This window comes from Deltaproteobacteria bacterium, assembly GCA_015233135.1.
Lineage (GTDB): Bacteria > UBA10199 > UBA10199 > JADFYH01 > JADFYH01 > JADFYH01.
Genome location: JADFYH010000010.1, coordinates 55,679 through 69,631, shown reverse-complemented (window position 1 = coordinate 69,631; position 13,953 = coordinate 55,679). Strand labels below are relative to the sequence as shown.

Sequence of the window (13,953 nt, the reverse complement as noted above, 5' to 3'; positions counted from 1 at the left end):
GAATTTGCCTTTTAAAGGGGCCTTCATCGATAATGCATAGAAATCCAATAATTCGCCACATTGCACAAGGCATGAAAGAGCACAGGAGCCAGTAATCCGTGGGTTTTCAAGCGTAGCCAGACAAAGGCTAGTCCCGGAAAAAAGATGGCAAAATGCCACCATTGCAACACAATGAGGCTATGAGAAAAGGCAAACAAAAAGGCATTGAAGAAGAAAAGGCCTGTGAGAGGTACCCCCAAAAAAGAAATGGGGGTTGAAGAAGGCGTAAAGCAGCACTGCAGCTTATCCCAAAGAAAGGCCCTGAAAAAATACTCCTCGGGCAAGGCCACCAACAATAAATGATTGAGAAAAATGAGGTAGAGGCGACCTTCCGCTAAGCCAAAAAAGGGCGTGGGATGATAATGGGCCCTAAAAAAAAACGCCTGAAAAAAATGATTTGCCGCAAAAAAAACGGGAAAAACAATTAATGAAAAAACTAAAAGAATTTTGAGAGAATACAAAATCGTCTTTTTATCTTTCTCAAAAAAAGAATAAAAATCAGGCACCCCTTTAAAAACAAGGCCTGGTAAATAAAGAAGAAGAGAAACTGTAACTAAGGGGGATAAATTCTTAAAAAACGGAAGAAACGATAAACGAACCCACAGGTGGATGGCCAGGCAAACGAACAGCCAAAAAATCATCACCTGAAGAAAATCCTTTTTTGAATTTTCTTTAATCATGAAAGAGAAGGTTTGTTTTTTTTAGAGAGAAAAATATACAAGAGTAATCCGAAAACGAAGGCCGCTATTCCCATAATTTGCGCGGTAGAAATTAGGCCGTGGAAATAAACACCGCGATCTACATCTCCTCTAAAAAATTCTATAAAAGCCCGCTGAATAGCGTAGATCATGAAAAAGCAAGCTACAACTTGTCCATCAAACTTCTTGCGCCTATCGATCCACAACAAAACCAAAAATAGGACAACCCCATTGAGCAACAGATCGTAAATTTGAGTGGGGTGAAGGGGAATCCCATAAAATTTCTGCCCGGCCTCACTAGAGCGATTGGTAAAAACAAGATGAAGAAAAAAATGAGTTTGTTTTCCATAACAACAACCCGCGCCCAAACAACCTATTCGAACAAAAAAGTTGATGAGAGGAGCCACCAAACACAGCAGATCCCCGTACTTCCAAGTGGGTAATTTTTTGACAGTCAAATAAGTGTAATCGGCTATCACAAGAGCGATAATGGCCCCATAAGAAACAAAGCCCCCACGCCAGATCTGAAAGATCATCGGGATGGACAAATCGCTAAAGTGCGCATGCGAAAAAATCACGGATTTTAAAATGATAAAAAAATTCTTAAAATCCTCCATGTAATTGGTAACGGGCCCCGTATTATTGATACGAAAAGAAGGATTCTCCACAAAAACATGAAAAAGCCGCATTCCCACAATGGCACTGAGGGTTCCAATAATTCCCAGGTCTAAGATCACAATTTGTGAAAGCCCCTTTTTGGGGGCATACCAGTAAGCAAAAAAAGTAGCTGCCAAAGAAGCCACCATCAGCATGACGCTGAAAGTTTGAATGACAAAGGTGCCGTTTTTATAGAGGAAGGGAAACATGAGATCAGTTCCTTAGTAATCAGTTATCAGTTTCTTTTGGAGAAGTTCGTCTCAAATTAGAAAGTAAAAGTAAAATCACTCCCACCGTAATACATGAATCCGCCACATTAAAAGCGGGCCAAACCAAATCTACTGTATGGCCTGCAACTCGGATTATTTTATCCTGCCAGTGAAACAACAAAAAGTCCACGACGCTTCCGCGAAAAAGTCGATCGACTATATTTCCCAGGGCCCCCGAAAAAATAAGGGAAAGCGAGACGAGTGAAAAGCGATCGGAAAGAGGGGTGCTATAAAAACTGTAACCTAAGAAAATAAAGGCCACGCTAAAAACTCCGTAAAAGAAAACTTCCCGCAGAGGAGAAGCCCACTGGGCAAACATCCCAAAGGCGGCGCCCGTATTGCGATAATGCACAATATCAAAATAGCCGGGGATTATTGAAAAAGAATCAGACAACGCAAGATGTTGGACCACATAGTGTTTGCTGAGTTGGTCGGCGAAAACGCCAAGGAGGAGAATGATAAATAGGATTTTGTATTTGGAAGACATGATTGTCACATCAACGCCTTAAAACAGCGATCACACACCTCTGGCCTTGCCGCTTGTTTTCCCACTGTCGTCGAATAGGTCCAGCAACGCTCACATTTTTTCCCTTCAGCAAGAACAACCTGAATCTGCAGCTCACCCAAATTTTCATTTTGATGGTTAGGATTTTCTATCTCGTAGACCACCAGGGCCTGAGAAACAATCAGCAGCGTGGCCCATTGTTTTTCGTAGGCCTTGAGTAATTTCAAGGTCTCGCCTTCGGCACTCAGACGCACCTGGGCTTCCAGCGAAGAACCAATCACTTTGTCTTTTCTTGCCAGCTCCAGGGCCTTTAAGGCCTCTTCGCGGATCGCACGGATTTTTGTATATTTGAGGGACAGCTCTTCCTGGATCCAGGCTGCAGGGGCTTCTTCCAGCGGCATCCAAAAAACACTTTCTGTTTTGCCTTCAAAAGCTGCAATGTAGGTCCAGGTTTCCTCCGCCGTAAAAGACAGCAGAGGCGCCATCCACAGAGAAATCCCTTTTACCAATTGAAAGAGCACCGTCTGTGCTGCCCGTCTTTCAGGGCCTTGCGGGCCATAGGTGTAGAGTCTGTCTTTCAGAATATCCAGATAGAACGACGAAAGCTCCACCGTACAAAATTGATTGAGGGCATGATAAATTTGATGAAACTCAAAACTTTCATAAGCCGCTTTTAGTTTTTTAGTCAGACGCGCGTAGGCGTCCAGGGCCCAGTGGTCCAGCTCCTGCAGTCTTTCATAAGGGACGGCATCCTTCGCGGGGTTAAAATCGTACAGGTTTCCCAAAAGATAGCGCAGGGTGTTGCGAATTTTTCGGTAGGTTTCGGTAAGCCGCGAAATAATTTCGTCCGACACCCGAATATCGCCACGATAGTCTTCGGCCGCCACCCACAGGCGTAGAATTTCGGCACCCATTTTTTTGATGAGATTTTCCGGAGGCGTATAATTTTTGGCCGATTTGGAATATTTTTTTCCTTGTCCATCCACTACAAAACCATGGGTAAATACGGATTGATAAGGGGCTTGATTGCGAGTTCCCATCGCCGCCAAAAGTGAGGAATGAAACCAACCGCGATGCTGGTCTGATCCTTCCAAATAAAGGTTTGCAGGGAAGGCCAAATTTGTCTCTTGCTCCAAAACCACCGCAAAAGACACGCCGGAATCAAACCACACGTCTAAAATATCATCTTCTTTTTCAAATTCGCTGTGAGCGCAGGCACTACATTTTGTGCCTTGAGGAAGCAGCTCTTCTGCAGAACGCTTAAACCAGGCATCCGCGCCCTCTTGCTCAAAAAGCGCAGCCACTTTTTCGATAAGTTCCTGGCGGATGAGGGCCTGACGGCATTTTTTGCAAAGAAAGGCCACAATGGGGACCCCCCAGCTGCGTTGACGAGAGATACACCAATCGGGTCGATTTTCCACCATGCCGTAAATGCGATCGCGGCCCCAAGGGGGAATCCAGGCCGTGCGGCGAATGGCATCCAGTGCACGATGACGCAGATCGCCTTCTTTCATCGAAACAAACCATTGTTCGGTCGAACGAAAGATGACGGGTTTTTTACAACGCCAGCAATGCGGATAGGAATGCGTGATTTCCTCAGTCTTCAGCAGCATCTGGTTTTCTTGCAGCAAATTCACCACCAGGGTGTTGGCATCAAATACTTTTTTTCCTACCCAGGCTTCAATACCTACCTCGCTGGTATAGGCCCCACGCGAGTCAACGGGATTCAAGACCGGCAGTTGATATTTCAAACCCACTTCATAATCTTCTTGTCCATGCCCCGGCGCAATGTGCACGCAGCCTGTGCCGGCTTCCAGTGTGACGTGATCGGAAAGCACCACCTTGGATTTGCGAGCTAAAAAAGGATGCTGACAATCCAGGCCTTCCAATTTTTTGGAATTGATGCGATCCAATACCCTCGCGCTTTCCAGACCCAGCTGCTTTCGGACCGAATCCAGTAACCCCTCCGCGACAATCAACACTTCGTTCTCCGCAACTTCCAAGGCCACATAGGCAAAGCCCTTGTGCAAGGCCACCGCCACATTGGCGGCTAAAGTCCAGGGAGTGGTGGTCCAAATGAGTACAGAGACTTTTTTGGTCTTCAGTGCTTCACCCGCTCCTTCCCACAAGGAAAGCAAAGGGAATTTGACATGCACCGAAGGAGACTGATGGTCTTCGTATTCCACCTCAGCCTCTGCCAGGGCTGTATTACAACTCATGCACCAGTGCACCGGTTTACGACCGCGATACACCAGGCCATTTTTTACCAGCTTGCCCAACTCCCGCAGCGTGGCGGCCTCATAGGCATAATTCATGGTGAGATAGGGCGTTTCCCAGCGCGCAAAAATCCCCAGACGCTTAAACTCTTCGCGCTGAATATCCACATATTTGTTGGCATACTCGCGACAGGCCTCCCGAATCTGTACCACCGACATCTCACGTTTTTTGGCCCCCAGATCTTTGTCCACCTGCAACTCGATCGGCAGGCCGTGGCAATCCCAACCCGGAATAAACTCGGTGAGAGAGCCCGACATGTTTTTGTATTTGACGATGAAATCTTTGAGCGTCTTGTTGAGAATATGTCCGAAATGGATATGCCCATTCGCGTAAGGAGGACCATCATGCAACACGTATTTGGGTTTTGAAATGTTGTTGGAAATCAGTTTGCGATAAGTGCCTTGATTTGCCCAAAACTTGAGACGCTCCGGCTCTTTGTTGGGAAGATCGGCCTTCATGGGAAAGTCGGTTTTTGGGAGATTGAGGGTGTTTTTGTAGTCGGGTTTTGCTGTGGATTCGGTCATAGCTTTTTAAGAGATCATAGCTGGAATTGGGTGTCAAATATCATTCTCTTTCTCGTTTCCACGCTCCGCGCGAGAATGCAGCTACGGAGGTTTGAAAGCTATACTTGAATGACTATTTTGCACACACATACAAATAAGTTTTGACTTATTTGTATAGTTATACAAAATTTACAGCAATGCGCTACCTTAAAAAAATCCTTCAAGAAACACTAAACAACCACAAAATGGCTTTCATTACTGGGCCCAGGCAAGTTGGCAAAACGACTTTGGCGCAATCTTTTTTAAACCCGGAGCAGGAAGGCTATTTTAACTGGGACAATGCCACTCAACAAAAAAACATACTTAAAAATCCAGACACATTCTGGAAAGAGCCCAAAATTTTATCACGCATTGTTTTGGATGAAATTCACAAATATCCGCGATGGAAAAGATTTTTAAAAGGTTTTTATGACCTCAATAGAAATAATGTGGAAATATTAGTTACTGGCAGCGGCAGATTGGATATCTATCAGCGTGGAGGCGATTCACTCCTGGGTAGATACAATCAATTTCACCTCGCTCCTTTTTCTTTAGGAGAACTTGCCGGGTCTTATAAGCAGGATCTTGCACCTCAAAACTGCATCCAAAAAATACTGGATATCTCCAAGGCTAAATACAAAAATGAGCTGGAACAATTGTGGCATTTTGGTGGCTTTCCCGACCCCTTGTTTAAGGCAGAAGATCTTTATTTGGGCAGATGGCAAAACGATTATCGGCGTCTCATTTTACGGGAGGATTTAAGAGACTTGTCTCACATCCGGGAGATTGGACTCATTGAACAAATGCTTCTTTTGTTACCCGAAAGAATCGGAAGTCCGCTTTCTCTGAATTCACTTCGTGAAGATTTGGATGTAAACATCCGCAGTGTTCAAAACTGGATAAGCACTTTGGAAAAGCTCTTTCTCCTCTTTTCGATTTCACCCTATTTCAAAAAAATCGCCCGATCTTTAAAACAACAGAAAAAAATTTATTTTTACGATTGGTCTTCTTTAGAAAATGAAGGTTCAAAATTCGAAAATCTGATAGCCACCCATCTTCTGAAGGCCTGTCAGTACTGGACCGATATGGGATATGGAATTTTTCAACTCCATTATGTTCGTAACAAAGAGAAAAAAGAATGTGATTTTTTAATCACAAAAAATCAAAAACCCTTCCTGCTGGTCGAAGCTAAATTTGCGGAGAAACAACTCGATTCCTCGCTCCCTTATTTTCACAAAATTTTAGCTACGCCCTACGCCTTCCAGGTTTTTTACGACGCAAACTCCTATCTGTTAGAAACAGGAGAAAAGGGTCTTTATCTTTGTTCGGCCAATCGTTTTTTACAGGCCTTGCCATAGAGGTCAATACAGCAGCAATTTGTATTCTAAAAAATAATTTATTCAAATATTAATAAATTCAACATATTTAAATTATTAGTATTTATACTGCTTTTGTATTCAAATAATTAATAATTGATAATAAATGCGTATTGAATTCATCCCAAAAATAGGTCTATAGGCCAGACCTATGAAGAAGGTTTTTCAATATCTGGATTATCGGGAGTTTTTGAAAGAGCGCTTTGCGTATTTAAAAAAGCACAAACGCAACGTCACGCACCGTGCTCTTTCTACTAAAGCGGGTTTTACTTCCCCCAATTTTTTAAAACTAGTGATGGATGGAAAACGCAACCTCACCGAAGACAGTCTGTGCAAGGTTTGCAAGGCCTTTGATTTGAATGAAAAGGAATGCGCTTTTTTTAAGGCCTTGGTGAATTTCAACCAGGCCAAGGATTTTCAAAGCAAAGAAGAGGCCTACCAAAAACTCAGGCAAACCCGACAGGATTTACCCCTTCAACATTTGGATCACGCGCAGATGGAATACCTCGAAGCCTGGCACCACGTGGCCTTGCGCGAGATGGTGGAATTGAAGGATTTTAAGGAAGACCCTTTTTGGATTCAGGAAAAACTCGGAAAAGAAATCAAAATCAGCGATATCAAAAAGAGTTTGGCTCTTCTGGAAACACTGGGTCTGTTAGAGCGCAATGCCGAAGGCAAGCTCCGGGCCAAGCAAAGGGCAATTTCGACCGGCAACGAAGTCGCCAGTCTGGCTGCCTTTCGCTTTCATCAAGGCATGATTGAAAAAGCCAAGGAAGCTCTTCAGAAAACTTCAGCGGAAGAACGAGACATCTCTTCTCTCACCTTGGCCCTTTCCGAAGAAAAATTTTTAGAAGTCAAAAAACGCCTTCAGGATTTTCGAAAAGAGATTTTGTCGCTCGTGCAAGACGAGCAAGCCGCCAGCACGGTGTATCAACTGAATTTTCAACTTTTTAATTTAACGGAGTGTGTATGGCACCAGAACAAAGAGAAAAATTAGTAAAACACCTTGTTACGCGATTTTTATTTTCCACCCTCTCCATCGATGGGAGAGGGCAGGGAGAGGGTGATTCTTCGGTGTACTCTATCTCCCATCAAGGGAGAAGGGGTGTTTTACTATTTGTGTTTTTCGTATTCCTCACCCTCCTCTCCTCCTGTGGATCAGGCGGCACCGAAGTGGGAAATCCTGTCCCAGCACCCAGTGCAGCACCTTCCGGCGACACTGCAAATCCCCAATCTCCTGGTGTTTCAATACCTGAACCTGCTGCAGTACCAGAAAATCCTCCAGTAAAAAAAATACTTCCTCATCCCATACAACAAATCACACCGACAACTCCCAACAAAACTTTAACGCTGGAGGAAGATAAAGCAACCCAGGAAGAAGAGGTAAAACAAGAGCTAGAAGAAGTGGAAGAAAATATAAAAGAGACCTTAGAAGAATAATTTTTTCCCGGGGAACACGCGCCCTGAGAAAATTTAAATCAGAAATTATAACGAGGAAAAACTTATGAAAAAAATCTATGTGCTGTGCAGTCTCATTTTTACTTTGAATGCCTGCGGAGGTTCTTCTCCAGAACCTAGCCAATCCCAATCTACTGCGCTCCAGCCAGGAACAGTTTTAGAAACACAACTCACTTCTTTTCGCGGGGAAGAAGAATTGAAATCCTATCTCTTGAGCAGTACGGATCGGATTCGCCATTTGAATCCGCCCACTCCTTCCCAACCGCCTAATCCTGGCACAGACTCTGCCATGGCTCCAGCACAAGGAAGTGTGAGTCCAACTTCCAGTGGAGAAAACAGCAACATCACTAACAATCAAGAATCTGGAGTAGATGAAGGCGATATCGTCAAAAATTATCGAGATTTTATTATCACCCTGCATCAAGGAAAACTTTACACTGCTCAAATTGCCAGCAACCATCAGCTGCACAAAACCGGAGAAAGCGCGGTAAAGGCGGATGGGCTCAGTGACAGCGTATGGTACGATGAGCTGTTGATGAAAGACAATTTGGCCATCGTAATTGGCTACCGTTACTCCCTCACCAGTGATTACTCGAGCGATGGGGGGTTTACAGAAATCAATTTCTTCCGCATCGAAAATGACGGGGCCTTTACAAGACAAAATACCTTCTTCTTGAAATCTTCTGACTATTATTCTCGGCAAAATTACAGCGGCCGTCAGGTGGGGAACAAACTCGTTTTCTACATGTCCTACTATTACCAAAATATCATGAGCACCAGTGGAGAACCTCAGTATCCGAAATATTATCGCTATATAGGAAACGGGAACAGTGAAACTGTAGGCACTTTGCTTTCTTCCGCCGATATTTATAAGCCCTTGCAAGACACGCTTTACCCTTATCTGCACAGCATCGTTGTTTGTGATTTGGAGGCAGCTCCCAATTTAAGTTGCAAAGGTCGGGCGGTTATTGGGGAATATCAGCATCAATATTATGTCAGCGAAAATCGCGCCTATCTTTGGGTGAACAGTGAAGAAATTCGAGAAGTTCCTAGCTCCAGCAATCTAGGGGGAGTGGTTCCCGAAATGCCTACTCCGAATCTCACTTATCGTTATCCTGTTTCTCGGGACGAAGCTTATTTATATGCCTTGGATTTAAATTCCAACGGAAGCGGCGTTGTAAAAACACGCGGAACTCCTTTAAGCCAATTCGCCTTTAGCGAAAAAAATAATACTCTCTCTGTTTTTGCGAGCGAACAAGAACAGTCTTCTCCCTGTTCAAGTGACGATGGAAATCATGGGAATTTATGGGTCCAATTTAATCTAAGCGACTTTCAAACTAGCGCCCAAGAAGTCTCTAGCAACCATTATCAATGTCTGCCCGGCCGCACAGCCAATTTAGTCCGTTTTCAGGAGAATTACCTGGCTTATAACCTTAATAATTCTCTTAAACTTGTACAGCGAGAAACAGGTGTTATAACAAACCTCGATTTAGCTTCGCAGTCCATTTCAAGAATAGAATTGGCAGGGAAAGACCTAATGGTGATAGGAGCAAATACTGAAACTCGAAACAATAATTTTATTTTGAGTTTAGTTCAGCTGGATACACCTAACCCTCAAGTGAGCAGCAGTTATGATTTAAGTGGAGTTAACGAGGCGGAATCCAGATCTCATGCCTATTTTTATCATGAGGATAAAAATTTCAGAAGCTTTGCAATTGCCACCCATAAAAGCGCTGAAGGGCCTTATCCTACGACTGTCTTTTGGCAAGGCAACAGCGCGGCCCAACTGAGTTTCTTTAATATTGTAGATGAAAAAATTCAAACGGCAGGAGTTTTTTCTGTGCAGAGTTCTTTGAATAATGAAAACACTTGTACGACTTCCTGCATCGATTGGTATGGAAATACGCGTCCAATATTTTTAGAAGACCAAGTCTTAGGTTTGATGGGCGATCAACTTGTGATTGGATTTCAGGATAGTGCAGGCAACATCCAAGACAGCCAGCATCTTTCGATCAGTAGTGGAAACACCGTAAACGACTAAAGCAAATACAAAAGCAATTTATTGACCCCTCCTTGAAAATATGGCCAGGATATTTTTGTTCTGGCCGTATTTTTTTAATTGAATTTCAATCATGAACACAAAAATCAAAAAAGCCGTCATCCCCGTTGCAGGTTTAGGCACTCGCTTTCTGCCTGCCACCAAAGTAATTCCCAAAGAATTGCTGCCCATCGTAGATAAGCCTTCCGTCCAATATATCGTAGAAGAAGCGGTCGCCTCCGGTATTGAAGAAATCATTCTGGTCACGGGTCGCGGCAAGCAAAGCATCATGGATTATTTCGATTACGCCCCGGAGCTGGAAAATATTTTAGAGAAACGGGAAAAATTCGATCTACTGAATCAAATCAAAAAACCGGCCGAGCTGGCCAATTTTTTTACGGTGTGGCAATCCAGGCCCTTGGGCTTGGGACACGCCATTTTGTGTGCCGAAGATGTGGTAGGAGACGAGCCTTTTTTGGTCTGTCTACCCGATGAAGTGCTGGATGCTGAAAATCCCTCCAGCAAAGAACTGATAGACGCTTACGCAAAATACAAAAGCAGTATCATCGGTTTGCAACAGGTTGAAAAAGAAAGAGTGAACCTCTATGGCATTGTGGCGGCCCTTCCCGTAACCGATCGTTGTTTTGAAATAACCAATCTCATCGAAAAGCCTAATGCAGAAGAAGCCCCTTCCAATTTAAGTATTGTAGGACGCTATGTCCTCAACCCAAAAATTTTTAAGTGCCTTCGAAGAGTAACACCCGGCATTAACGGAGAAATTCAACTCACTGATGCGCTCAATCTTTTGCTTAAAAAAGAAAAAATTTACGGACAAGAAATTTCTGGCACCCGCTACGATACGGGAGATAAGCTGGGCTTCTTAAAAGCCAACCTGGCCTTTGGTTTAAAGCGGGAAGAGTTTCGAGAAGAGCTGAAAAACTTTGTACAAAACTTGGGGAGATCGTTATGAAGAGATGGAAAGGCCTGATTGTCCTCACCCTGTTTTCCTTCACCCTGGGCATCACAACAGTGGCTGCAAACGAGATGGGTATCGATGATTTTTCAAAAACAAAGGTAGGCGATTTTCCTCTCTGGTGGAGTACCTACCCTTTTCAGGGGGGCAAGGTAAAACAGGTTTATAAAATGAAGGAAGAAGACGGAAAAAGATTTATCTCCGCCTTCGATAACAAAGACATCTCCCTTCCCATCTACAAAGATTTTCCCTGGGATTTGCAAAAATACCCTGTTTTAAAATGGAGATGGCGCGCCACAACCCTTCCTAAAGGCGCTGCAGAAAACAGCCGAGCCACCAACGATAGCGCCTGCGGCGTTTATGTCCCCTTCGGCAAAACCAGTGGAGTGGCCTTGAAATACGTATGGAGCAGCACTTTAGCGGTGGGCAATGTCTGGGAAAAAGATCCCAAAGAATTCTTCGTTATCGTCAAAAGCAGCGGTGCCGCAAAACTGAACCAATGGCAGGAAGTATCAGTGAATGTGTTGGAAGAATTTAAAAAACACTTTGGGAAAAATCCTTCTAAAAATCCGAGTGCAGTGGGAATTATGACAGACGGCAATGCCATGCATAGCGCCTCGGGATGTGATTATGGGGACTTCAGGATTTCAGGGGAATAAAAATTCGGAAAATATATTGCTCTCTTTTCACTAATCCCATTTTATTTTTTTTCACCAGATCCGCAGACCTTGTCTTGGTGTGTCAATTCACCCGCAGAGCCAAGCCACAAGAATTTCCCCTCGACAGCCCCATATAAAAGTGCGAAAAAGCTCAGACTCCCCATGCCATTCGCCAACATCGCACCCTTAGCCCCCATCAATTCGACGCTCACTTATCAAATTCCGGATGCACTCTTGGCTTCGTTAAAAATTGGACAGCGGCTTCTGATCCCCTTGGGAAAAAGAAAAATTGTGGGAATTTATTTGGGCGAAGAAAGCTCCAAACTTCCTCAAACATTCGAAGTGAAAAATATCGAAGGTATTTTGGACGAAGAACCTTACTTTACGGCAAAACAAGTGCAATTTCTTCACTGGGCAGCGGAGTATTATCTTTGTCCTTTGGGAGAAATGTTTAAAACGGCAATGCCTGGGGAATTGGCTAAGGTGCCGAGGGAGGGGAAGAGGAAGGAAAAGATCACCCTCTCCCGTCAAGGGAGAAGGAGAAACGCACTTCAGCTTTCTAGCAATCAACAAAAGATTGTAGAGGAAATACAAAAATATCCAGGCTTTCAAACGCACCTCCTCCACGGGGTTACCGGCTCGGGCAAGACGGAGATTTATCTGGAACTGATCCGCCAAACCTTGGAGCAAGGCAGGCAGGCGCTTTGTCTGGTTCCAGAAATTGGACTGACTCCTCAATTATTGGAAAGATTTCAAAAAATATTTGGCGATGAAGTTCAGGCCTATCATTCGAATTTAAGCAACAGGCAGCGTTTGGAAATCTGGCAAAGGGCCAAAGACAGGCAATTCTCGGTGCTGTTGGGAACTCGTTCCTCTTTGTTTGTGCCTTTCCCCAACTTAGGTCTGATTGTGGTGGATGAAGAACAGGACAGTTCTTACAAGCAGGAAGAACGTGTGCGCTACCATGCGAGAGATCTGGCCATTGTACGGGCTAAGTTTGAGAATATTTGCGTGATTTTGGGATCTGCAACGCCCTCGGTGGAAACCTATTATAAGGCCAATAGCAAAAAATATATTTATCATGAACTCTTGGAACGCTTTGGGGAGGCGAAGTTGCCAGAGCTGGAGTTTGTGGATTTGAAAGCCTCGAATTCGCCCGAAGTGACGCTGAAATTTTTTCATCCCGACAAAGCCAAAGAAAAAAATAAGTACAGTAAAAACAAACTGCTCTCCCCCCAGCTTTTAAAAGCCATTGCAGAGCGATTAAAGCATAAAGAACAAAGTCTCATTTTTTTGAATCGTCGCGGCTTCGCCCATTTCCTGCTTTGCCAGGATTGTGCCTACAGCCCGCGTTGTCCCAACTGTGACATCACACTCACCTTTCATCAAAAACGAAAAAAACTCATTTGTCATTACTGCGATTTTATTCAGGCAGCGCCCGATCATTGTCCCCAATGCAAAGGCCTGTCTTGGCTGCCTATGGGCAGTGGAACAGAAAAAATAGAAGAGGAACTGAACAAATTATTTCCCGAGGCAAAAATCAGCCGCATGGATAGAGACAGCACGAGCAAAAAAGGAAGTTTGGAAAAAATATTAAAGGATCTGGCCGAAGGGAAAATTGATATTCTGGTGGGCACCCAGATGATTGCCAAAGGCCACGACTACCCTCAGGTAACTTTGGTGGGAATTCTACTCGCCGACGCCAGCCTGCATCATCCCGATTTCAGGGCCTCCGAGATCACTTTTCAAACACTCAGCCAGGTTTCAGGTCGGGCGGGTCGTGGAACTAAAGCCGGAAAAGTTCTGCTCCAATGTTTTGAAAGCGAGCATTACAGCCTGCAATATGCGGCAAAACATCAGACCCAGGAATTTTACGCGCAGGAATTGGAACAGCGAAAGGAGTTGTCTTATCCTCCTTTTTCACGATTATTGGTTTTGCGTTTTCAGGGCAATGTGCAGAAAAAGGTGGAACAAAGTGCTACACGTTTTGCGGCCTATCTGAACCAACAAAAAGAAAGTCAACATTGGAACTGGAGCATTCTAGGCCCGGCCCCCTGTTTATTGGAACGACTTAAAAACCAGTACCGCTGGCAGATTTTAATCAAGAATTGTGGGGCGCCAAGTTTTCAGAATGAATTTTTGAATCAGCAGGGCTTTTTTAAAAAAGAAATTTTAGAGGCAGGTGTACGCCTGATTTTAGATGTAGACCCTTTGCATGTGATGGGATGAAGCATACGTAGTGTTGACAAGTAATTACTAGCCCTTTAGTTTGAAATCTCAAATGGATACCACATTAAAAATCATTAGTGTTTCTCAATTTCGAACAAATATTTATAAATATTTAGATGAAGTAATAAGAGGGAAAATTATTTTTATTAAACATCGTGGAAAACTTATTAAAGTCATCGCTTCTCATAAAATATCTTCAAATAAAAACAAAAAAATCTCTCCCTAAAAAAACT

Annotated in this window: 12 protein-coding genes; 8 read left to right on the top strand and 4 right to left on the bottom strand. The window is 43.8% G+C overall.

Annotated features, from left to right (window positions below):
* Nucleotides 1-23 precede the first annotated feature (23 nt).
* The 4 genes from HQM15_05040 to ileS are packed head-to-tail and all read right to left on the bottom strand — an operon-like array spanning nt 24 to nt 4,969.
* On the bottom strand, nt 24-719 hold the full coding sequence (locus tag HQM15_05040; GenBank protein ID MBF0492125.1) for a CPBP family intramembrane metalloprotease: 696 nt from the start codon (nt 717-719) through the stop codon (nt 24-26).
* Nucleotides 716-1,603, bottom strand: a complete 888-nt coding sequence (locus tag HQM15_05035) for a prolipoprotein diacylglyceryl transferase (GenBank protein ID MBF0492124.1) — start codon at nt 1,601-1,603, stop codon at nt 716-718. The genes HQM15_05040 and HQM15_05035 overlap by 4 nt, the downstream gene beginning before the upstream one ends.
* 19 nt (nt 1,604-1,622) lie before the next feature.
* On the bottom strand, nt 1,623-2,150 hold the full coding sequence (gene lspA / locus HQM15_05030; protein ID MBF0492123.1) for a signal peptidase II: 528 nt from the start codon (nt 2,148-2,150) through the stop codon (nt 1,623-1,625).
* Nucleotides 2,151-2,155: 5 nt separating this feature from the next.
* Entirely contained in the window at nt 2,156-4,969 is a 2,814-nt protein-coding gene (ileS, locus tag HQM15_05025; protein ID MBF0492122.1) for an isoleucine--tRNA ligase, read from the bottom strand.
* Nucleotides 4,970-5,193: 224 nt separating this feature from the next.
* Between ileS and HQM15_05020 the strand changes: the two genes are divergently transcribed.
* From HQM15_05020 to HQM15_04985, 8 genes are all read left to right on the top strand, one after another.
* Complete coding sequence (locus HQM15_05020) at nt 5,194-6,345, top strand: ATP-binding protein (protein ID MBF0492121.1); 1,152 nt, start codon at nt 5,194-5,196, stop codon at nt 6,343-6,345.
* 169 nt (nt 6,346-6,514) lie between these two features.
* Nucleotides 6,515-7,360 (top strand): TIGR02147 family protein, encoded by an 846-nt coding sequence (locus HQM15_05015; protein ID MBF0492120.1) that lies wholly within the window; start codon nt 6,515-6,517, stop codon nt 7,358-7,360.
* Nucleotides 7,333-7,803: a hypothetical protein gene (locus tag HQM15_05010; protein MBF0492119.1), complete on the top strand. Its 471-nt coding sequence runs from the start codon at nt 7,333-7,335 to the stop codon at nt 7,801-7,803. Before HQM15_05015 ends, HQM15_05010 begins: the two co-directional genes overlap by 28 nt.
* Nucleotides 7,804-7,867: 64 nt before the next feature.
* Entirely contained in the window at nt 7,868-9,862 is a 1,995-nt protein-coding gene (locus HQM15_05005) for a beta-propeller domain-containing protein (protein MBF0492118.1), read from the top strand.
* Nucleotides 9,863-9,953: 91 nt separating this feature from the next.
* The gene (gene galU / locus HQM15_05000) at nt 9,954-10,829 is read left to right on the top strand and encodes a UTP--glucose-1-phosphate uridylyltransferase GalU (GenBank protein ID MBF0492117.1); all 876 of its coding nucleotides are present in this window, start codon (nt 9,954-9,956) and stop codon (nt 10,827-10,829) included.
* Nucleotides 10,826-11,491 (top strand): DUF3047 domain-containing protein, encoded by a 666-nt coding sequence (locus tag HQM15_04995; GenBank protein ID MBF0492116.1) that lies wholly within the window; start codon nt 10,826-10,828, stop codon nt 11,489-11,491. The genes galU and HQM15_04995 overlap by 4 nt, the downstream gene beginning before the upstream one ends.
* Before the next feature lie 162 nt (nt 11,492-11,653).
* Nucleotides 11,654-13,720, top strand: coding sequence for a primosomal protein N' (gene priA, locus HQM15_04990; protein ID MBF0492115.1), 2,067 nt, complete (start codon nt 11,654-11,656; stop codon nt 13,718-13,720).
* A 52-nt stretch (nt 13,721-13,772) separates the two neighbouring features.
* A complete protein-coding gene (locus HQM15_04985; GenBank protein MBF0492114.1) occupies nt 13,773-13,946 on the top strand; it encodes a hypothetical protein in 174 nt (57 codons plus the stop codon).
* Nucleotides 13,947-13,953 lie beyond the last annotated feature (7 nt).